Here is a 21,070-nt window from a genome sequence, read left to right as displayed (position 1 = left end):
GATGACGCCTCTCGACGCCAAGCGCCCGCTGCAGCTCAACCACCTGGGCCAGCTGCGCCATTTCCTGTCTCTGGACGGCTTGCCCCGCGAGCTGCTCACCGAAATTCTCGACACCGCCGACTCATTCCTCGAAGTCGGCGCCCGGGCGGTCAAGAAAGTCCCGTTGTTGCGCGGCAAGACGGTGTGCAACGTGTTCTTCGAGAACTCCACGCGCACCCGGACCACCTTTGAACTGGCGGCCCAGCGCCTGTCAGCCGACGTGATCACGCTGAACGTCTCGACCTCGTCCACCAGCAAGGGTGAAACGCTGTTCGACACCCTGCGCAACCTCGAAGCGATGGCCGCCGACATGTTCGTCGTGCGCCACGCGGACTCGGGTGCGGCGCATTTCATTGCCGAGCACGTGTGCCCGGACGTCGCGATCATCAACGGCGGCGACGGCCGCCATGCTCACCCGACCCAGGGCATGCTCGACATGCTGACCATCCGCCGTCACAAGGGCGGTTTCGAGAACCTGTCGGTGGCCATCGTCGGTGACATCCTGCATTCACGGGTGGCACGCTCGAATATGCTGGCGCTGAAGGCGCTGGGCTGCCCGGATATCCGCGTGATCGGGCCGAAAACCCTGCTGCCGGTGGGCGTCGAACAATACGGGGTCAAGGTCTACACCGACCTCAACGAAGGTTTGAAGGACGTGGACGTGGTCATCATGCTGCGTCTGCAGCGTGAGCGCATGACCGGTGGCCTGCTGCCCAGCGAAGGCGAGTTCTACCGCCTGTTCGGCCTGACCACTGCGCGTCTGGAAGCCGCGAAGCCGGATGCGATAGTCATGCACCCCGGCCCGATCAACCGCGGCGTGGAAATCGAATCGGCAGTGGCCGACGGCGCGCATTCGGTGATTCTCAATCAAGTGACTTACGGTATCGCGATCCGCATGGCGGTGCTGTCCATGGCCATGAGCGGACAAAACGCACAACGCCAATTCGAACAGGAGAACGCCCAGTGAAGCTCAGCATCCTCGGCGCTCGCGTCATCGACCCGGTCAGCGGGCTGGATCAAATCACTGACCTGCACCTCGAAGCAGGCAAACTCAGCGCCATCGGTTCGGCCCCGGCGGGTTTCGAGCCCACGCAGACCATCGACGCTACCGGGCTGGTCGCAGCACCGGGCCTGGTCGACCTCAACGTATCCCTGCGCGAGCCTGGCTACAGTCGCAAGGGCAGCATCGCCAGCGAAACCCGCGCGGCGGTGGCAGGCGGCGTGACCAGCCTGTGCTGCCCGCCACGTACCAAACCGGTGCTCGACACCTCGGCGGTGGCCGAGCTGATCCTCGACCGCGCCCGTGAGGCCGGATTCAGCAAGGTGTTCCCCATCGGAGCGCTGAGCAAGGGCCTGGACGGCGAACAGCTGGCAGAGCTGATCGCCCTGCGCGACGCAGGTTGCGTAGCCTTCGGCAACGGTCTGAGCAGCTTCAGCAACACCCGCACGCTGTGCCGGGCGCTGGAATATGCGGCGACCTTTGACCTGACGGTGATTTTCAACTCGCAGGATCGTGATCTGGCCGAAGGCGGTCTGGCGCACGATGGTCCGACGGCCAGCTTCCTGGGCCTGGCGGGCATTCCCGAGACGGCCGAAACCGTGGCGCTGGCTCGCGACCTGTTGCTGGTCGAACAGAGCGGTGTACGCGCGCACTTCAGCCAGCTGACCAGTGCCCGTGGCGCGGCGCTGATCGCCCAGGCGCAGGCACGCGGTCTGCCGGTAACGGCGGATGTCGCGCTGTATCAGTTGATTCTGACTGACGAGGCGCTGATCGACTTCTCCAGCCTCTATCACGTCCAGCCGCCGCTGCGCACCCGCGCTGACCGCGATGGCCTGCGTGAAGCGGTGAAGAGCGGTGTCATCCAGGCGATTTCCAGCCATCACCAGCCGCACGAACGCGATGCCAAGCTGGCACCGTTTGGCGCTACGGAGCCGGGCATCAGCAGCGTGGAACTGCTGCTGCCGCTGGCCATGACGCTGGTGGATGACGGCCTGCTGGACCTGCCGACCCTGATCGCCCGCCTGAGCAGCGGCCCGGCCGCCGCGCTGCGCCTGCCAGCCGGCAAGCTGAGCGCTGGAGCGCCTGCCGACATCGTCCTGTTCGACCCGGCCGCCTCGACGGTTGCCGGCGAGACCTGGCTGTCAAAAGGCGAAAACTGCCCCTTCATCGGCCACTGCCTGCCCGGCTCGGTACGCTACACACTGGTGGATGGACGGATCAGCTACAGCCGCTGAGCCCGCTTCGGGCTCTCGCTCCCGCACAGAGCGCTCATCGTTATACACAAGTCCGCTTTTGATTCTGGCCGAAGGCCGTGGGAGCGAACTTGTTCGCGAAGGGTTTCGACTACCGTGCGACGCTCCGCGTCGGCATGCCGTTCTGGACGCTCTGCGTCCGGTCTTGAGCATGCGGCGCGGCGCAGATTTGTGACGCGGAGCGTCACGACAGGCATTCCTAAGCAGAGCGTGAGGAACGATAGGTGTCCGGGCCGCGCTCTGCGTCAGCCCTTCGTCCCAGCCTCACCCGCGTCGGGCGTTCTTCATCGAGATCTGGTCATTCAACGTCCAGAAGTCATAAAGGATGCCGACCAGAAACAACCCGCCGGTAAACAGGTAGATGATCCCGGTGATCCACTTGCCCTGGTACATGCGGTGCACGCCGAACAGGCCGAGGAAGGTCAGCAGCACCCACGCCACACTGTAGTCGGTCGAGCCGGGGGTAAAGCGCAGGTCGGCGTCACGGTCCATCGACGGGATCAGGAACAGGTCGATCAGCCAGCCAATGCCAAACAGACCGAACGTGAAGAACCAGAGGGTCCCGGTGACCGGTTTGCCGTAGTAGAAGCGATGCGCTCCCAGGAAGCCGAAAATCCACATCAGGTAGCCCATGACCTTGCTGTGTGTGTCTGAACGATAGGCGTTCATTTTTGCCCTCTTTGCGCTGATAGAAAAAAATACATAACAAAATTGTGACTTGGTTTCCCTATTCCGACGTATGGCACATGAGGCGGTTTAATGCCGCCAAGCCCTTGTCGCTAAAGGGATTAGCCCGAAAAAAGAAAGAGTCTGTCGCATAAAACGCAATGATGCCACTGTGATGCGCTCGACAAATGGGGTCAGTTTTTTTGAAAAAGCTGTTATAAAGTTGCGCGCTGACCACCATGAGCCCTGCCGAATGCGTCCTTTTTTCAAGACATGGCTAACCATTTGCCTATTTATGCCTCTGGCCGCCCACGCCACCAATCGTGAGCAACAACTTCCTGCGAGCTTCTCGGGCTACACCGCCAAAAGCCACTCTTCACCGGCACTCGCGACTCGCAATGCCCCCCAGGAAGCCACCACCACCCGAATTCAGTACGGCGCCACCGCTGCCGTCCAGAAGCCGCTTTCACGCAAGAACGCCAAGAAAGTCGCGGCCTTGCAGGCTTCCGCCCCCGCCAAGCAAGGCAGCGCCGTTGTAAAACGCGCCTTGCAGGCTGTGGGCACGCCTTATCGCTGGGGCGGCACCACGCCCGGCAAAGGCCTGGACTGCAGCGGCCTGGTCAAATACGCCTACACGGATGTCCGTGAGGTCGACCTGCCGCGCACCTCCAACGCCATGGCCCAGGGTCATGGTCAGACGGTGGATCGCAAGGACCTGAAACCCGGCGATCTGCTGTTCTTCAACATCAAGAGCCGCAACATCAACCATGTGGCCATTTACCTGGGCGACAACAAGTTCGTTCATGCGCCGCGCCGTGGCAAGGCCGTAACTGTCGATACGCTGAACAAACCGTATTGGAACAGCCACTACAAGATTGCCAAGCGTGTGCTGCCCAAGCAGGCAGGGCAGATGCGTGTGGTTCAGCGCTGATCCTGGCCTGAATCTGCGCTCTGCAGGCTGCATCTGAAAAAGGGGTCTTGAACGCGTTCAAGACCCCTTTTTCGTTCCTGCAGCATCCCTGTGATCAGAAGTTATCCGGCACCTTGGCGCGTTCGCGTGCGCTTTCGCGGGTGATCAGCCCCTTCTTGACCAGATCGGCCAGGCACATGTCCAGCGTCTGCATGCCCATCGAGCCGCCCGTCTGGATCGACGAATACATCTGCGCCACTTTGTCCTCGCGGATCAGGTTACGGATCGCCGGGGTGCCCATCATGATTTCGTGCGCCGCCACGCGTCCGCCGCCGACCTTCTTGAGCAACGCCTGCGAGACCACGGCGTGCAGCGATTCGGAGAGCATCGAGCGAATCATCGATTTTTCCTGAGCCGGAAACACGTCGACGATCCGGTCGATGGTCTTGGCGGCTGACGTGGTGTGCAGCGTACCGAATACCAGGTGGCCGGTTTCAGCAGCGGTCAGCGCTAGGCGGATGGTCTCCAGGTCACGCATTTCACCGACCAGAATCACGTCCGGGTCTTCACGCAACGCCGAGCGCAGCGCCTCCGAGAAGCCCAGCGTGTCGCGGTGAACCTCACGCTGGTTGACCAGGCACTTCTTCGACTCGTGGACGAATTCGATCGGGTCCTCGATGGTCAGAATATGGTGATGCTTATTGTTATTGAGGTAGTCGATCATTGCCGCCAGGGTGGTCGACTTGCCTGAGCCGGTCGGCCCGGTAACCAGAATCAGGCCGCGCGCCACGTCGGTAATCTTGCGAAACACATTGCCCATGCCCAAGTCTTCCATGCTCAGGATTTTCGAGGGAATGGTCCGGAATACCGCGCCAGCACCGCGGTTCTGGTTGAAGGCGTTGACCCGAAACCGCGCCACGCCCGGCACTTCAAAGGAAAAGTCGGTTTCCAGCCGCTCTTCGAAATCCTGCCGTTGCTTGTCGTTCATGATGTCGTAGATCAGCGCCTTGACCTCCTTCGCGTCCAGCGGGGGCAGGTTGATACGCCGCACATCGCCGTCGACGCGGATCATCGGCGGCAGACCTGCAGAGAGGTGCAAGTCCGACGCGCCCTGTTTGGCACTGAAGGCCAACAGCTCGGTAATATCCATACAGCTCCTCAATCACATAGAATGCCGCAGACCTTAGCCTGACTGGCGCAAATCAATGTCCACGATAGCAGCTAACATTTCAACGCTCGAACAGCGAATTCGCGACGCAGCGCTTGCCGCCGAGCGCGATCCGGCGTCCGTCGGCCTGCTGGCGGTGAGTAAAACCAAGCCTGCCAGTGACCTGCGTGAAGCTTACAACGCAGGCTTGCGCGATTTTGGCGAAAATTATTTACAGGAAGCGCTGGGCAAACAGCTCGAACTGAGCGACCTGCCCTTGTGCTGGCACTTCATTGGCCCCATTCAATCGAACAAGACGCGAGCTATCGCCGAGAACTTCGACTGGGTACATTCCGTGGACCGCCTGAAAATCGCGCAACGCCTGTCCGAGCAACGCCCCGAAGCGCTTGAACCGCTGAACATCTGCATTCAGGTGAACGTCAGTGGCGAGGCCAGCAAGTCGGGCTGTACGCCTCAGGACCTGCCTGCGCTGGCCGCTGCCATCATCGCCCTGCCGCGACTCAGGTTGCGCGGCCTGATGGCCATCCCCGAGCCCACAGACGATCCTGCGGCGCAGGACGCATCCTTCGCCGCCGTACGCGCGCTGCAGGAGCAGTTGAACCTGGCGCTCGACACACTTTCCATGGGCATGAGCCACGACCTGGAAGCCGCCATTGCACAAGGCGCAACCTGGGTGCGCATCGGCACCGCTCTTTTTGGCGCCCGCGACTATGGCCAGGCATAAACTCTTCACAAGGACCCCTTCATGAGCAAGACCCGTATTGCCTTCGTCGGTGCCGGTAACATGGCCGCCAGCCTGATCGGCGGCCTGCGCGCCCAGGGCGTGGAGGCGGCACTGATCAGTGCCAGTGCGCCGGGTGCCGAAACCCGCGAACGCATTGCCAACGATCACGGCATCCAGGTATTCGCTGACAACGCTGAAGCCATTAAGGGCGTCGACGTGGTGGTACTGGCAGTCAAGCCGCAGATGATGAAAACCGTCTGTCAGGCCTTGAAGTCCAGTCTCGAACCTCACCAGCTGATTGTTTCGGTCGCGGCCGGCATCACCTGCGCCAGCCTGACTCAATGGCTGGGCGAGCAGCCGGTGGTGCGCTGCATGCCCAATACGCCCTCGCTGCTGCGTCAGGGTGCCAGCGGGCTGTACGCGACCGACAACGTCACGCCCGAGCAGCGTGAGCAGGCCGAGGCGTTGCTGGCCGCGGTAGGCATCGCGGTCTGGGTCGAGCAGGAAAAACACATGGACGCTGTCACGGCCGTTTCCGGCAGTGGCCCGGCGTATTTCTTTCTGATGATGGAAGCGATGACAGCGGCAGGCGTAAAACTGGGTCTGCCGGAGGACATCGCTAAAAAGCTGACCCTGCAGACAGCGCTGGGCTCGGCCCTGATCGCGACTGGCAGTGATGCAGGCGCGGGCGAACTGCGTCGTCGCGTCACTTCGCCGGGCGGGACCACCGAGGCGGCTATCAAGGCATTTCAGGCGGGCGGCTTCGAGGCACTCGTGGAAACGGCACTGACCGCCGCAGACCATCGTGCAGCCGAGCTGGCTGAACAACTGGGCAAATAATTTTCGGGTTTTCTGGAGCAGATCGATGATCGGATTGAACACCGCTGCAATTTACGTCCTGCAGACGCTTGGCAGTCTTTACCTGCTGATCGTACTGTTGCGCTTTGTCCTGCAACTGGTACGGGCCAACTTCTACAACCCGCTATGCCAGTTCATCGTGCGCGCCACCCAGCCGCTGCTCAAGCCGCTGCGGCGCATCATCCCCAGCCTGTTCGGGCTGGACATGTCGTCGCTGGTGCTGGCGATCATCGTGCAGATGATCCTGATGGCCCTGACCCTGCTGCTGATGTTCGGCACCACGGGCGACCCGCTGCACCTGCTGCTGTGGTCGATCATCGGCGTGACCGCGCTGTTCCTGAAGATCTTCTTCTTTGCCCTGATCATCAGCGTGATTCTGTCGTGGGTCGCACCGGGCAGCCACAACCCCGGCGCGGAACTGGTCAACCAGATCTGCGAACCGGCACTGGCACCGTTCCGCAAGATCGTCCCGAATCTGGGCGGCCTGGACATCTCGCCGATCCTCGCATTCCTGGTGCTCAAACTGCTGGACATGCTGGTCATCAACAACCTCGCCGCTATGAGCAACATGCCGGATGTGCTGCGGTTGTTGATGTAAGCACTCTTGTTCCAACGTTCCAATGCTCGACGTTACACACAAGTCCGCTTTTGATTCTGGCCGTAGGCCGTAGGAGCGAACTTGTTCGCGAAGGGGTAGGTACATCCAAAGAGGATATATCGACCCAAGCAACGCCTTCGCGAACAAGTTCGCTCCTACAACAGCCTTAACTATCGTGCCGTTGATTTGCGTCTCACAATATCCCTTATTGCCGCTGCACCCCGCGGTCTTTAGACTTACGCCTCATTTATGCGAGAGCAGGGTCGATGCCCACGGTATTCCCTCACGATTCTGTCGGACTGGTCACGCCGCAAACGGCGCATTTCAGCGAGCCTCTGGCGCTGGCCTGCGGGCGTTCGTTGCCAGCCTATGACCTGATTTACGAAACCTACGGTCAACTCAACGCCGCACGCAGCAATGCCGTGCTGATCTGTCATGCGCTGTCCGGGCATCACCATGCCGCAGGCTTCCACAGCGCTGACGACCGCAAACCCGGTTGGTGGGACAGCTGTATCGGTCCCGGCAAGCCGATCGACACCACTAAGTTCTTCGTCGTCAGCCTCAACAATCTGGGCGGTTGCAACGGCTCGACCGGGCCGAGCAGCATTGACCCGGACACCGGCAAGCCGTTCGGCGCCAATTTCCCGGTGGTGACCGTGGAAGACTGGGTCAACAGCCAGTCCCGGCTGGCCGATCTGCTCGGCATCGACACCTGGGCTGCGGTGATTGGCGGCAGCCTGGGCGGCATGCAGGCGCTGCAATGGACCATCAGTTATCCGAACCGCGTACGCCATTGCCTGGCAATCGCCTCGGCGCCCAAGCTGTCGGCACAGAACATCGCGTTCAACGAGGTGGCCCGCCAGGCCATTCTCACCGACCCGGAATTTCACGGAGGCTCGTTCCAGGAACGCGGCGTGATTCCCAAGCGCGGCCTGATGCTGGCGCGAATGGTCGGGCACATCACCTACCTGTCGGATGACTCGATGGGCGAGAAATTCGGCCGTGGCCTGAAGAGCGAAAAACTCAACTACGACTTTCACAGCGTCGAGTTCCAGGTCGAAAGCTACCTGCGCTATCAGGGCGAAGAGTTTTCCGGGCGTTTCGACGCCAATACCTACCTGTTGATGACCAAGGCACTGGATTACTTCGACCCTGCGGCGAACTTCAACGACGACCTGGCCAAAACCTTCGCCAACGCCACCGCCAGGTTCTGCGTGATGTCGTTCACCACCGACTGGCGCTTCTCGCCGGCCCGCTCGCGGGAACTGGTGGACGCGCTGATGGCCGCGCGCAAGGACGTCTGCTACCTGGAAATCGATGCACCGCAGGGCCACGACGCCTTTCTGATCCCGATTCCGCGCTACTTGCAGGCTTTCGGTAATTACATGAACCGAATTTCGTTGTGAGGACGCCATGAGAGCCGATCTGGAAATCATTCAGGAATGGATTCCCGCGGGCAGCCGCGTGCTCGACCTGGGCTGCGGTGACGGCGAATTGCTGACCTGGCTGCGTGACCACAAGCAGGTCACCGGCTACGGGCTGGAAAACGACGCGGCCAACATTGCCGAGTGTGTTGCCAAGGGCATCAACGTTATCGAGCAGGACCTCGACAAGGGGCTGGGCAACTTTGCCAGCAACAGCTTCGATGTCGTGGTCATGACTCAGGCCCTGCAGGCGGTGCATTACCCGGACCGCATCCTCGACGAGATGCTGCGCGTCGGTCGCCAGTGCATCATCACCTTTCCGAATTTCGGTCACTGGCGCTGCCGCTGGTATCTGGCGAGCAAGGGCCGCATGCCGGTGTCCGAATTCCTGCCGTATACCTGGTACAACACGCCGAACATTCACTTCTGCACCTTCGGCGACTTCGAAGAGCTGTGCCGCGAGCGCGATGCGCAGGTGCTCGACAGGCTGGCGGTCGATCAGCAGCACCGTCACGGCTGGGCCAGCAAACTCTGGCCTAATCTGCTCGGCGAGATCGGCATCTATCGCGTCACAAGCCCCGGGCTGACGGACCACAGGATTGCCGTTTAATCGACCGTTTCCAAGCACCACGACAGGCCAACCATGAACCTCACACAACTCGTACTGGCCAGCCACAATGGCGGCAAACTCAAGGAACTCCAGGCCATGCTCGGCGACAGCGTAACGCTGCGCTCGGTCAGCGAGTTCAGTCTGGTGGAGCCGGAAGAAACCGGCCTGTCCTTCGTCGAGAATGCGATCCTCAAGGCACGCAACGCCGCGCGCCTGTCCGGCCTGCCTGCGCTGGCCGACGACTCGGGGCTGGCAGTGGACTTTCTCGGCGGTGCGCCGGGTATCTATTCAGCACGCTACGCCGATGGCCAGGGCGATGCCGCCAACAACGCCAAGCTGCTGGAGGCGCTTAAAGACGTGCCGGACGAACAGCGTGGTGCGCAGTTCGTGTGCGTATTGGCACTGGTACGCCACGCCGACGACCCATTGCCGATCCTCTGTGAAGGACTGTGGCACGGGCGCATCCTGCACGCCGCCAGCGGCGAACACGGCTTCGGCTATGACCCGCTGTTCTGGGTGCCGGAGCGCAACTGCTCGAGCGCCGAACTGGGCCCGACCGAGAAGAACCAGCTCAGCCACCGCGCCCGCGCGATGGTCCTGTTGCGGCAACGCCTGGGTCTGCAATGACCCACGATTCGCCTGCGCAGCCGCTGTTTCTCGGCGAGAGCGGCTTCTCGTCAGAGAGCCCGCGCCCTGCGCTGCCGCACCTGCCGCCGTTGTCGCTATACATCCATATTCCGTGGTGCGTGCGCAAATGCCCGTACTGCGACTTCAACTCGCACACCGCCAGCCCGGTGCTGCCGGAACAGGAATATGTCGACGCCCTGCTCGCCGACCTCGACCTTGACCTGCCGCACGTCTACGGCCGCGAGCTGCAATCGATCTTCTTTGGTGGCGGTACGCCGAGCCTGTTCAGCGCCGATGCGCTGGGGCGCCTGCTGCAAGGCGTCGAACAGCGCATCCGCTTTGCCAGCGACATCGAGATCACCCTGGAAGCCAACCCCGGCACCTTCGAACAGGCCAAGTTCAGCGCCTATCGCGGCCTGGGCATCAATCGGTTGTCGATCGGCATTCAGAGCTTTCAGGAATCCAAACTCAAGGCGCTGGGCCGCATTCACAACGGCGACGAAGCGATTCGCGCCGCCGACATGGCGCGCCGGGCCGGTTTCGACAACTTCAACCTGGACCTGATGCACGGCCTGCCGGATCAATCCCAGGACGAAGCACTGGCCGATCTGCGCCAGGCCATTGCCCTCGCGCCGACCCACCTGTCCTGGTATCAACTGACCCTGGAGCCCAACACGGTGTTCTGGAATCAGCCACCGGTGCTGCCCGAAGACGACATTCTCTGGGACATTCAGGAAACCGGACAGCAGTTGCTGGCCACTCATGGCTACGCGCAGTACGAAGTGTCGGCTTATGCACAGCCCGGGAAACCGGCGCGGCATAACCTCAACTATTGGGCGTTCGGTGATTTCATCGGCATCGGCGCAGGCGCACACGGCAAGCTGAGCCACCCGGACGGGCGCATTGTCCGTACTTGGAAAACACGGCTGCCCAAGGATTACCTGAACCCGGACAAGCCGTTTCAGGCCGGTTCCAAGCTGTTGCCGCTCGATGAATTGCCGTTCGAATTCCTGATGAACGCACTGCGACTGACAAATGGTGTGGACGCTGCGTTATTTCGCGAAAGAACCGGTCTAAGCCTCGATTCGCTGGCCGAGGCGCGTCGACAGGCTGAACAAAAGGGCTTGCTGCACCAGGACCCGACACGCCTGATCGCCACGCCACAAGGCCAGCTGTTCCTCAATGACCTGCTGCAATACTTTCTGATCTAAGGACCCTGCATGGATTTCGTACTCGACTTGCTCGCCACCGTTTCGCGCTGGAGTCGCAGCAATCTCTCGGAAATCGCGCTCGCGCTGGTGGGCTGCCTGCTGGTGCTGTTCGGCTCGGACATCAAAGGCTGGCTGGAACAGCGAATCAGCGGCATTACCGGCGCCCTGCGCATCCCGCTCATCGCCCTGCTGTGCGCCGTGGGCAGCGGCGCGGCGCTGATCTACGCCACACCGTGGGTAGTGCGCGGCCTCAGCCAGTTCAACAACTACAGCCTGGCACCGGTGCTGCTGGTGGTGCTGGTGCTGATCGGGGTGATTGCGGACCGCAAGTAAGCGCTGCTTTTTCAAACGCAGCAAAAAGCCCGGCATCTCTGCCGGGCTTTTGCTTTTACCTTCTACCGATGCGGATCAAGGTACCAGCTTGTCCAGCAACGCCTTGTCACGCACCGCGCCCTTGTCGGCGCTGGTCGCCAGCAGGGCGTAGGCCTTGAGGGCGGTGGTCACTTTGCGCGGACGCGACTCGACAGGCTTCCAGCCTTTCTTGTCCTGTTCGGCGCGACGCTCGGCCATCTCGGCATCGTCGATCAGCAGGTTGATCGAGCGATTGGGGATGTCGATCAGCACCTTGTCACCGTCACGCACCAGACCAATCGCGCCACCTGCCGCCGCTTCCGGCGAGGCGTGGCCGATGGACAGGCCGGACGTACCGCCCGAGAAACGGCCGTCAGTCAGCAGCGCGCAATCCTTGCCCAGCCCCTTGGACTTCAGGTAGGACGTCGGGTAGAGCATTTCCTGCATGCCCGGACCGCCTTTCGGGCCTTCGTAGCGGATAATGACAATGTCGCCCGCTTTGACTTCATCGGCAAGAATCCCGCGCACCGCGCTGTCCTGGCTTTCGAAGATCTTCGCATTGCCTTCGAAGACGTGGATCGACTCGTCGACACCGGCGGTTTTCACCACGCAGCCGTCCAGGGCGATGTTGCCGTACAGCACGGCCAGGCCACCTTCCTGCGAATAGGCGTGCTGGACGCTACGGATGCAGCCGTTTTCACGGTCGTCATCCAGGCTGTCCCAACGGGTCGACTGGCTGAACGCGGTCTGCGTCGGGATGCCCGCCGGGCCTGCCTTGAAGAAGGTGTGCACGGCTTCGTCGTCAGTCTGGGTGATGTCCCATTTGGCGATGCCTTCGGCCAGGGTCTTGCTGTGTACGGTCGGCAGGTCGGTGTGCAGCAGGCCGCCACGCGCCAGCTCGCCGAGGATGCTGAAGATCCCGCCCGCGCGGTGCACGTCTTCCATGTGGTACTTCTGGATGTTCGGCGCGACCTTGCACAGCTGCGGCACCTTGCGCGACAGACGATCGATGTGACGCAGGTCGAAGTCGATCTCGGCTTCCTGAGCCGCCGCCAGCAAGTGCAGGATGGTGTTGGTCGAACCGCCCATGGCGATGTCCAGCGTCATGGCGTTCTCGAACGCCTTGAAGTTGGCGATGTTGCGCGGCAACACCGAATCATCGTTTTCCTTGTAGTACTGACGGCACAGGTCAACGATGGTGCGGCCGGCCTGCAGGAACAGTTGCTCGCGGTCGCTGTGGGTGGCGAGTGCGGAACCGTTGCCCGGCAGGGCCAGGCCCAGCGCTTCGGTCAGGCAGTTCATCGAGTTGGCGGTGAACATGCCGGAACACGACCCGCAGGTCGGACAGGCGCTGCGCTCATACTCGGCGACTTTTTCGTCACTGGCCGTCGAGTCGGCGGCGATGACCATCGCATCGACCAGATCCAGGCCGTGGCTGGCCAGTTTGGTCTTGCCCGCTTCCATCGGCCCGCCGGAGACGAAGATCACCGGAATGTTCAGGCGCAACGACGCCATCAGCATGCCGGGGGTGATCTTGTCGCAGTTGGAAATGCACACGATGGCGTCGGCGCAATGCGCGTTGACCATGTACTCGACCGAGTCGGCAATGATCTCGCGGCTCGGCAGCGAATAGAGCATGCCGTCGTGGCCCATGGCGATGCCGTCGTCGACCGCAATGGTGTTGAATTCCTTGGCCACGCCACCGGCGCGTTCGACTTCACGCGCGACCAGCTGGCCCATGTCCTTGAGGTGGACGTGGCCCGGTACGAACTGGGTGAAGGAGTTGGCAATGGCAATGATCGGTTTCTTGAAGTCTTCGTCCTTCATGCCCGTGGCGCGCCACAGGGCACGGGCGCCGGCCATGTTGCGGCCGTGGGTGGAGGTTTTCGAGCGGTAATCAGGCATTGGAGCACTCCGGCAAAAATAAGGCTGAATCAGGAAGGGAGTGAGCTTCTATTGACGTCGCGGACCAGCGGCAGTGACCGCAGGCAGCGAAGAAACCGAACACCACGGGATCACCGTGTACTCGGCCTGAGCTCATAAACCCGCCGGGGATGACTGGCGATGAATAGCGCCGATTCTACACCGCCGGGTGGTTTGGTGGGGTCCGAATATCGGTCTTGGCACGGCGTTGCAGATCCCGATGGACAAAAGGCTATCAGCCCATCTATCTTCCTCGGCAGGCCGCCTCATGTGGCCACGTCGCTCGGACGGTTCCGGGCGCTTACGTACGCGAGATACTCATGGCAGACCAAGGTTCGCCGCGCCGCTTTGCGCGCATCGATCGACTCCCCCCTTACGTGTTCAACATCACCGCCGAGCTGAAAATGGCTGCCCGTCGTCGCGGTGAGGACATTATCGACCTGAGCATGGGCAACCCCGACGGGGCCACACCGCCGCACATCGTCGACAAGCTGATCACCGTCGCCCAGCGCGAAGACACCCACGGCTACTCCACCTCGCGCGGCATTCCACGCCTGCGCCGGGCGATTTCCAACTGGTACAAGAAGCGCTACGAGGTCGACATCGACCCTGAAAGCGAAGCGATCGTGACCATTGGTTCCAAGGAAGGCCTGGCCCACCTGATGCTCGCCACGCTGGACCAGGGTGACACGGTGCTGGTGCCCAACCCCAGTTACCCGATCCACATCTACGGTGCCGTGATTGCCGGCGCCCAGGTGCGATCGGTGCCGCTGGTGCCAGGCGTGGACTTCTTCGACGAGCTGGAAAAAGCCATTCGCGGCTCGATTCCCAAGCCGAAGATGATGATTCTGGGCTTTCCGTCCAACCCGACTGCGCAATGTGTGGAGCTGGATTTCTTCGAGCGCGTGGTGGCCCTGGCCAAACAGTACGACGTGCTGGTGGTGCATGACCTGGCGTACGCCGACATCGTCTACGATGGCTGGAAAGCCCCGTCGATCATGCAGGTGCCGGGTGCCAAGGACATTGCCGTGGAGTTCTTCACCCTGTCCAAGAGCTACAACATGGCCGGCTGGCGGATTGGTTTCATGGTCGGCAACCCCGAACTGGTGAATGCACTGGCGCGGATCAAGAGTTACCACGACTACGGTACCTTCACGCCACTGCAGGTGGCGGCGATTGCCGCGCTGGAAGGCGATCAGCAATGCGTGCTCGACATTGCCGAGCAGTATCGCCAACGCCGCAACGTACTGGTCAAGGGCTTGCACGAACTGGGCTGGATGGTCGAGAACCCCAAGGCCTCGATGTACGTCTGGGCGAAGATTCCACAGGCCTATGCGCACCTGGGTTCGCTGGAGTTCGCCAAGAAGCTGCTGGCCGAAGCCAAGGTGTGTGTCTCGCCGGGCATCGGTTTCGGCGAGTACGGCGACGACCACGTGCGCTTCGCCCTGATCGAGAACCAGGACCGCATCCGCCAGGCTGTTCGCGGCATCCGCAGCATGTTCAGGGCCGACGACAAGCTCAAGTCCTGAGCCCCCACTGAGACACCGCGCCTGCTGACCGACTGCGCTCGGCAGGCGCGGACTCTGCGGCCGACTGCCTGCCCACACCTGACCGACAGTCGCTTCGGCAATTTTTGATTTCTGCAAATCGCTGCAGACCGGTATGATCGCGCGCCCCGATACACCCGGAAGCCTGACCTGAAATGAAACCCACCTTGATCGCCGCCGCAGAACTCGATCGCATCGACACCTGGGCCAAATACTCCAGCCACATGTGCGGGGGCTGCGTGTCCAGTTGCTGCACGTTGCCGGTAGAAGTGAAGATCAAGGACCTGATCCGCATCGGCATCGTCGATGAGTTCGAACGCGGCGACCCGGCGAAGAACATCGCCAAGCGTCTGCAGAAAGAAGGCATCGTCGAGCGCTACAACCAGAAGTCCGAGATCTTCACCTTGCAGCGCATGAGCAACAACGACTGCCTGTACCTGGACCGCAAAAGCCGCCTGTGCACCATCTATGACAAGCGCCCGGACACCTGCCGCAACCACCCGAAAGTCGGGCCGCGCCCCGGTTATTGCGCGTACAAGCCCAAAGAAGTCGTGCGCCAGGAAAGCGGCTCACTGAGAAACGCCACCAGCGCGCCAGTGCCGAAATTCTGATTCGTGAAAGACGGCGCAGCACGCCGAACATCATGGTTTTCAATCAAGCCCCGCACAGGGGCTTTTTTGTGCGCGATGGAAAAAGCCTATCGATGTTAAATTTTGTGAAAAATAAAAATACTTCACATTATTTACTCATTGATTCACTATCCGATTCACAGATCAGAACAATAACGTCCGAATGTCGGCTTCACAGGCATCGGCACTGACTTCGAGGATTACTGCATGACTGGCAAAAACGTTGGCGTTATCGGCCTGGGTGCGATGGGTCTGGGCATTGCCCGCTCGTTGCTGCGTAGCGGCTTCATTGTGCATGCCTGTGATGTGCGCACCAGCGTGACCGAAGCATTCGCCCAGGAAGGCGGGGTGGCCTGTGATTCCCCGGCCAGCATGGCTGCTGCCTGCGATGTGATCATCACCGTCGTGGTCAACGCCGAGCAGACCGAAACCGTGCTGTTTGGCGAAAACGGTGCCATTGCCGCGCTGCGTCCGGGCTGCCTGGTCATCGGTTGCGCCACCGTCGCGCCCACCTTCGCCGTCGAACTGGGCGAGCGTCTGGCCGCACAGAACCTGCTGTACCTCGATGCGCCGATCTCCGGCGGTGCCGCCAAGGCGGCCGCTGGCCAGATGACCATGATGACCTCCGGCCCGGCCGAGTCCTATGCCAAGGCAGAAGCTATCCTCAACGGCATGGCCGGTAAGGTCTATCGCCTGGGCGACGTCCACGGTCTGGGCTCGAAAGTCAAAATCATCAATCAACTGCTCGCTGGCGTACACATCGCCGCCAGCGCCGAAGCCATGGCTCTGGGCCTGCGCGAAGGTGTCGACGCTGACGCGCTGTATGAAGTGATCACCAACAGTGCGGGTAACTCGTGGATGTTCGAAAACCGCGTGCCGCACATCCTCAATGCCGATTACACGCCGCTGTCGGCCGTGGACATCTTCGTCAAGGACCTCGGCCTGGTGCTGGATACCGCACGCAGCAGCAAATTCCCGCTGCCACTCTCGGCCACCGCGCACCAGATGTTCATGCAGGCATCCAGCGCCGGCTTCGGTCGCGAGGATGACTCGGCCGTGATCAAGATTTTCCCGGGCATCGAGTTGCCGAAAGCCAAGCCAGAAAAAGCCTGAGGAGCGCCTGATGAGCCTGAATAACGCTCGCCCGCTGCTGGGCTGCATTGCCGATGACTTCACCGGCGCCACCGACCTGGCCAACATGCTGGTGCGGGGCGGCATGCGCACCGTGCAGAGCATTGGCATCCCCAGCGCCGAGATGGCGGCCGGTCTGGACGCCGACGCGATTGTCATCGCCCTGAAATCGCGTACCACGCCCAGCGCCGAGGCGGTGGCTGAATCCCTGGCGGCTCTGGAATGGCTGCGCGAGCGCGGCTGCGAGCAGATCTTCTTCAAGTACTGCTCGACCTTCGATTCCACTGCCGCAGGCAACATCGGTCAGGTCAGCGAAGCACTGCTGGAGCAACTGGGCAGCGATTTCACCCTCGCCTGCCCGGCCTTCCCGGAAAACGGCCGCACGATTTTCCGTGGTCACCTGTTCGTGCAGGACCAGTTGCTCAGCGAATCGGGCATGCAGAACCACCCGCTTACGCCCATGACCGACGCCAATCTGGTGCGTGTGCTGCAAGCGCAGACTCGCCACAAGGTCGGCCTGTTGCGCTATGACAGCATTGCCGAGGGCGTCGAAGGCGTGCGCAACAGAATTGCCGAGCTGCGCGCCGAAGGTGTGAGCATGGCGATTGCCGATGCCTTGTCGGATGCGGATCTGTACACACTCGGCGAAGCCTGCGCCGACTTGCCGCTGCTGACCGGTGGCTCGGGGCTGGCGCTGGGCCTGCCGGGCAACTTCCGCAAGGCGGGCAAGCTGCGCGATATTGATGCGGCCAAACAGGTCGCCATCAGTGGCGGCGAAGTGGTACTGGCGGGTAGCGCATCGGTCGCCACCAATGGTCAGGTCGCGGCCTGGCTGGAAGCCGATCGCCCTGCGCTGCGCATCAATCCGCTGGACCTGGCCGCTGGCAAGCCGGTGGTCGAGCAGGCGCTGGCCTTTGCCAGAGACGCCGGGCAGACCGTATTGATCTACGCCACCAGCACTCCGGACGAAGTCAAAGCCGTGCAGCAAGAACTGGGCGTCGAACGCTCCGGCGCCATGGTCGAAGCTGCACTTGGTGAAATCGCCAAAGGGCTGCTGGACGCAGGCGTGCGCCGTTTCGTGGTGGCCGGTGGCGAAACCTCCGGTGCCGTGGTTCAGGCACTGGGCGTGCAGTTGCTGCAAATCGGCGCGCAGATCGACCCGGGCGTTCCCGCCACAGTGAGCAGCGGCGCACAACCGCTGGCCCTGGCCCTCAAATCCGGCAACTTTGGTGCGCGCGACTTCTTCGCCAAGGCGCTCAAGCAACTGGCGGGGGCTGCCTGATGATCGATGAAAACGCACTGCGTCAGGAAATCTGCGACGTCGGCCGTTTGCTGTATGGCCGCGGCTATACGGTGGGCAGCGCCGGCAACATCAGCGCACGACTCGACGACGGCTGGCTGATTACCCCGACCGACGCCTGCCTGGGGCGCATGGACCCGGCCGATATCGCCAAGGTCAATCTGGCCGGTGAATGGGTGTCCGGCAGCAAGCCGTCCAAAACCCTGGCCTTGCACCGCGAGGTCTACGACCGCAATCCGCAGGTCGGTGGCGTGGTGCACACGCACTCGACGCATCTGGTCGCCCTGACCCTGGCCGGGGTGTGGCAGGAAGACGACATTCTGCCGCCGCTGACGCCGTATCAGGTCATGAAGGTCGGGCATATCCCATTGATCCCTTACGAACGTCCGGGCTCGCCGAAAGTCGCCGAGCGCGTGGCGGAACTGGCCAACAGCGTGCGCGGCGTGATGCTGGAGCGCCTCGGCCCGGTGGTCTGGGAAAGCTCGGTGGCCAAGGCCTGCTATGCCCTTGAGGAACTGGAAGAGACTGCCCGTCTGTGGCTGATGAGCACCCCCAAACCTGCCCCGCTGGACCCGGCGGCACTTGAAGAGTTGCGTCAGGTGTTCGGCGCCAGGTGGTAACGAACACACGGTGATCGCGAGGCGCACTGCGCCTCCCGGTCGAAAACAATAACAACAGGAATCGAGAGCATGACTCATCCCTACCCCGCTGTTTCGTTGTCAGTCTTTACCGCCATTGACCGGAGTGCACGGGCATGACGCCGCTCATGTTGATGGTCGTGGCCGGTGCGGGCATCGCACTGCTGTTGTTTTTGGTGCTCAAGTACAAATTTCAGCCGTTTGTCGCCCTGATGCTGGTCAGCATCATCGTGGCGCTGGTCGCCGGTGTTAAACCGGCCGATCTGGTCGCCACCATTGAAGGCGGCATGGGCAAGACGCTCGGCCATATCGCGATCATCATCGCCTTGGGCGCAATGATCGGGCGCATTATCGAGCTGTCCGGCGGGGCCGAAGCACTGGCCAAGACCCTGATCAACCGCTTCGGCAACAAGCGCACGCCTCTGGCGCTGACCGTTGCCGGTTTCATGGTCGGCATTCCGGTGTTCTTCGAGGTCGGCGTGATCATTCTCATGCCGCTGGCCTATGGTGTGGCGCGTGCGGCACGCAAGCCGCTGCTGATTTTCGCGCTGCCGATGTGCGCTGCACTGCTCGCCGTGCACGCGTTTCTGCCGCCGCATCCTGGCGCTGTTGCCGCCGCCAGCCAGTTGGGCGCGGACCTGGGCCGGGTGCTGATGCTGGGCATCCCGATCGTTGCCGTGCTGTGCATGATCGGCTACTTCGTCGCGGGGCGCATGACCCGCAAGACTTACCCGATGACCGATGACATCCGCGCCGAAGTCTATGGTCCGCACGTCACCAACGAAGACCTGGAAGCTTGGGCGCGCAACGATTACTCCGCGGTGCGCGAAGCGAGCGAAACCCGAACAATGGGCGTCGAAGAGCGCGCCAGCAGCTTGGCAAGCAAGCTGCCGCCCGCGCCCGCACCGGGTTTCGGACTGATCATCGCGCTGATCCTGCTACCGATCGTGCTGATTCTGATGGGCACGCTGGCCACCACCATGCTGCCAGCCACGTCCACACTGCGCGCGGTGCTGACCGTACTGGGTGCGCCTCTGGTTGCGCTGCTGATCGATACCCTGCTGTGCGCCTGGCTGCTGGGCTCGCGTCGCGGCTGGAGCCGTACTCAGGTGTCCGACGTGATCGGCTCGGCCTTGCCGGGTGTCGCGATGGTGATCCTGATTGCCGGCGCCGGTGGCGTATTCGGCAAGGTGCTGGTCGACACCGGCATAGGTGCCGTGGTTTCCGAAGCGCTGCGCAACACCGGTCTGCCGGTACTCGCGCTGGGCTTCCTGCTGACCCTGCTGCTGCGTGCCGTTCAGGGCTCGACCACCGTTGCGCTGGTCACCACCGCAGGCATTCTCAGCCCGCTGATCGCCACACTGGACCTGAGCGCCAACCACCTGGCGCTGCTGTGTCTGGCCATGGGCGGTGGCGGCCTGGCCATGTCGCACATCAACGATGCCGGTTACTGGATGTTCACCAAGCTGGCGGGCCTCAACGTCGCCGACGGCTTGCGCACCTGGACCGTACTGGTCACGCTGCTCGGCACACTGGGCTTTGTGATCACCTTGCTGCTTTGGCCATTCGTCTGACCCTTTGAAGACTGGAGTTAACATGCCTCGTTTTGCCGCCAACCTCAGCATGCTGTACCCGCAGCATGATTTTCTTGAGCGCTTTGCCGCAGCCGCTGCCGACGGTTTCGGCGCGGTCGAGTACCTGTTTCCTTATGCTTACACGCCGCAGGAGCTCAAGCAGCGCCTGAGCGACAACGGTCTGGTGCAGGCGCTGTTCAACGCTCCACCGGGCGACTGGGACGCGTGCGAGCGAGGCATTGCCACCCTGCCGGGCCGTGAAGCGGAATTTCGCAGCGGTATCGAGCGGGCACTGGAATATGCGCAGGTGCTGGGCAATGACCGCGTGCATGTCATGGCCGGTCTGCTGCCCAACGAAGGGTTGCGTGAGCGTCATCAGGCGGTCTATCTGGAGAACCTGGCGTTCGCGGCTGAGCAAGCCAAGAGCGCAGGCGTCACGATCCTGATCGAGCCGATCAACACCCGCGACATGCCGGGCTTCTTCCTCAACCGCCAGGATCAGGCGCAGGACATCTGCAAGCTGGTGGGCGCCGACAACCTGAAAGTGCAGTTCGACTGCTACCACTGCCAGATCGTCGAAGGCGACCTGACGACCAAGCTGCGTCGTGACTTTGCAGGCATCGGCCACATCCAGATCGCCGGGGTGCCGGATCGCAACGAACCGGACCTGGGCGAACTGAACTACGAGCACCTGTTCAACGTCATCGACGAACTGGGCTACAGCGGCTGGATCGGTTGCGAATATCGCCCGAAAGGCGATACCAGCGAAGGTCTGGCATGGTTGCGCGCGTTGCAGGCCAAGGGCTGAACCCTGCTTTTATGGATGACGCGGAGCGTCATGAAAGGCATTCCCACGCGGAGCGTGAGGAACGATCATTCTGTAACTGTC

Annotated in this window: 21 protein-coding genes; 18 read left to right on the top strand and 3 right to left on the bottom strand. The window is 62.0% G+C overall.

Going from position 1 to position 21,070, the window contains the following annotated elements; genetic code table 11:
• Position 1 precedes the first annotated feature (1 nt).
• Both KUIN1_RS02635 and KUIN1_RS02630 read left to right on the top strand, forming a co-directional pair.
• Positions 2-1,006: an aspartate carbamoyltransferase catalytic subunit gene (locus KUIN1_RS02635; RefSeq protein ID WP_003316734.1), complete on the top strand. Its 1,005-nt coding sequence runs from the start codon at positions 2-4 to the stop codon at positions 1,004-1,006.
• Entirely contained in the window at positions 1,003-2,274 is a 1,272-nt protein-coding gene (locus tag KUIN1_RS02630; RefSeq protein WP_011266429.1) for a dihydroorotase, read from the top strand. The genes KUIN1_RS02635 and KUIN1_RS02630 overlap by 4 nt, the downstream gene beginning before the upstream one ends.
• 282 nt (positions 2,275-2,556) lie before the next feature.
• On the opposite strand, the gene KUIN1_RS02620 is transcribed toward KUIN1_RS02630, so the two are convergent.
• Entirely contained in the window at positions 2,557-2,961 is a 405-nt protein-coding gene (locus tag KUIN1_RS02620; protein ID WP_003404557.1) for an NINE protein, read from the bottom strand.
• Between the two features lie 250 nt (positions 2,962-3,211).
• Between KUIN1_RS02620 and KUIN1_RS02615 the strand changes: the two genes are divergently transcribed.
• Complete coding sequence (locus tag KUIN1_RS02615) at positions 3,212-3,889, top strand: C40 family peptidase (protein WP_103713775.1); 678 nt, start codon at positions 3,212-3,214, stop codon at positions 3,887-3,889.
• A gap of 94 nt (positions 3,890-3,983) precedes the next feature.
• Here KUIN1_RS02615 and KUIN1_RS02610 read toward each other — a convergent pair whose 3' ends face one another.
• Complete coding sequence (locus KUIN1_RS02610) at positions 3,984-5,018, bottom strand: type IV pilus twitching motility protein PilT (protein ID WP_003404551.1); 1,035 nt, start codon at positions 5,016-5,018, stop codon at positions 3,984-3,986.
• A 55-nt stretch (positions 5,019-5,073) separates the two neighbouring features.
• Here KUIN1_RS02610 and KUIN1_RS02605 point away from each other — a divergent pair, with 55 nt between their 5' ends.
• The 8 genes from KUIN1_RS02605 (at position 5,074) to KUIN1_RS02570 (ending at position 11,421) form a co-directional block, all read left to right on the top strand.
• Positions 5,074-5,760, top strand: a complete 687-nt coding sequence (locus KUIN1_RS02605) for a YggS family pyridoxal phosphate-dependent enzyme (RefSeq protein ID WP_103713774.1) — start codon at positions 5,074-5,076, stop codon at positions 5,758-5,760.
• Positions 5,761-5,781: 21 nt separating this feature from the next.
• Positions 5,782-6,600 carry a pyrroline-5-carboxylate reductase gene (gene proC / locus KUIN1_RS02600; protein WP_003404546.1) on the top strand — a complete coding sequence of 273 codons (819 nt, stop codon included), beginning with the start codon at positions 5,782-5,784 and terminating at the stop codon, positions 6,598-6,600.
• A 25-nt stretch (positions 6,601-6,625) separates the two neighbouring features.
• Positions 6,626-7,216 (top strand): YggT family protein, encoded by a 591-nt coding sequence (locus KUIN1_RS02595; protein ID WP_003404543.1) that lies wholly within the window; start codon positions 6,626-6,628, stop codon positions 7,214-7,216.
• A gap of 266 nt (positions 7,217-7,482) precedes the next feature.
• Positions 7,483-8,622 carry a homoserine O-succinyltransferase MetX gene (gene metX / locus KUIN1_RS02590; protein WP_103713773.1) on the top strand — a complete coding sequence of 380 codons (1,140 nt, stop codon included), beginning with the start codon at positions 7,483-7,485 and terminating at the stop codon, positions 8,620-8,622.
• Between the two features lie 7 nt (positions 8,623-8,629).
• Positions 8,630-9,250 carry a methionine biosynthesis protein MetW gene (gene metW / locus KUIN1_RS02585; protein ID WP_003316724.1) on the top strand — a complete coding sequence of 207 codons (621 nt, stop codon included), beginning with the start codon at positions 8,630-8,632 and terminating at the stop codon, positions 9,248-9,250.
• A gap of 33 nt (positions 9,251-9,283) precedes the next feature.
• Complete coding sequence (rdgB, locus tag KUIN1_RS02580; RefSeq protein ID WP_011266424.1) at positions 9,284-9,877, top strand: RdgB/HAM1 family non-canonical purine NTP pyrophosphatase; 594 nt, start codon at positions 9,284-9,286, stop codon at positions 9,875-9,877.
• Entirely contained in the window at positions 9,874-11,088 is a 1,215-nt protein-coding gene (gene hemW, locus KUIN1_RS02575; protein WP_024642018.1) for a radical SAM family heme chaperone HemW, read from the top strand. Before rdgB ends, hemW begins: the two co-directional genes overlap by 4 nt.
• A 9-nt stretch (positions 11,089-11,097) precedes the next feature.
• Positions 11,098-11,421 (top strand): DUF3392 domain-containing protein, encoded by a 324-nt coding sequence (locus tag KUIN1_RS02570; RefSeq protein ID WP_002551720.1) that lies wholly within the window; start codon positions 11,098-11,100, stop codon positions 11,419-11,421.
• A gap of 75 nt (positions 11,422-11,496) precedes the next feature.
• Here the strand turns inward: KUIN1_RS02570 and ilvD are convergent, their stop codons facing one another.
• On the bottom strand, positions 11,497-13,344 hold the full coding sequence (ilvD, locus tag KUIN1_RS02565; protein WP_024640355.1) for a dihydroxy-acid dehydratase: 1,848 nt from the start codon (positions 13,342-13,344) through the stop codon (positions 11,497-11,499).
• Positions 13,345-13,682: 338 nt separating this feature from the next.
• Here ilvD and alaC point away from each other — a divergent pair, with 338 nt between their 5' ends.
• From alaC to otnI, 7 genes are all read left to right on the top strand, one after another.
• The gene (gene alaC, locus KUIN1_RS02560) at positions 13,683-14,891 is read left to right on the top strand and encodes an alanine transaminase (protein WP_003404530.1); all 1,209 of its coding nucleotides are present in this window, start codon (positions 13,683-13,685) and stop codon (positions 14,889-14,891) included.
• Between the two features lie 173 nt (positions 14,892-15,064).
• A complete protein-coding gene (locus KUIN1_RS02555) occupies positions 15,065-15,520 on the top strand; it encodes a YkgJ family cysteine cluster protein (protein WP_002551717.1) in 456 nt (151 codons plus the stop codon).
• 225 nt (positions 15,521-15,745) lie between these two features.
• A complete protein-coding gene (gene ltnD, locus KUIN1_RS02550; RefSeq protein ID WP_103713772.1) occupies positions 15,746-16,651 on the top strand; it encodes an L-threonate dehydrogenase in 906 nt (301 codons plus the stop codon).
• Positions 16,652-16,661: 10 nt separating this feature from the next.
• Positions 16,662-17,951, top strand: coding sequence for a 3-oxo-tetronate kinase (gene otnK, locus KUIN1_RS02545; protein WP_103713771.1), 1,290 nt, complete (start codon positions 16,662-16,664; stop codon positions 17,949-17,951).
• Positions 17,951-18,589 carry a 3-oxo-tetronate 4-phosphate decarboxylase gene (otnC, locus tag KUIN1_RS02540; protein ID WP_058398792.1) on the top strand — a complete coding sequence of 213 codons (639 nt, stop codon included), beginning with the start codon at positions 17,951-17,953 and terminating at the stop codon, positions 18,587-18,589. Before otnK ends, otnC begins: the two co-directional genes overlap by 1 nt.
• 134 nt (positions 18,590-18,723) lie before the next feature.
• Positions 18,724-20,181, top strand: a complete 1,458-nt coding sequence (locus KUIN1_RS02535) for a GntT/GntP/DsdX family permease (protein ID WP_152091807.1) — start codon at positions 18,724-18,726, stop codon at positions 20,179-20,181.
• Positions 20,182-20,203: 22 nt separating this feature from the next.
• A complete protein-coding gene (gene otnI, locus KUIN1_RS02530) occupies positions 20,204-20,989 on the top strand; it encodes a 2-oxo-tetronate isomerase (RefSeq protein WP_011266418.1) in 786 nt (261 codons plus the stop codon).
• The last annotated feature ends 81 nt before the right edge of the window (positions 20,990-21,070 follow it).

This window comes from Pseudomonas sp. KUIN-1, assembly GCF_009176725.1.
In the GTDB taxonomy this organism is placed as follows: domain Bacteria; phylum Pseudomonadota; class Gammaproteobacteria; order Pseudomonadales; family Pseudomonadaceae; genus Aquipseudomonas; species Aquipseudomonas fragariae.
This window is presented reverse-complemented; position numbering and strand designations above follow the sequence as displayed.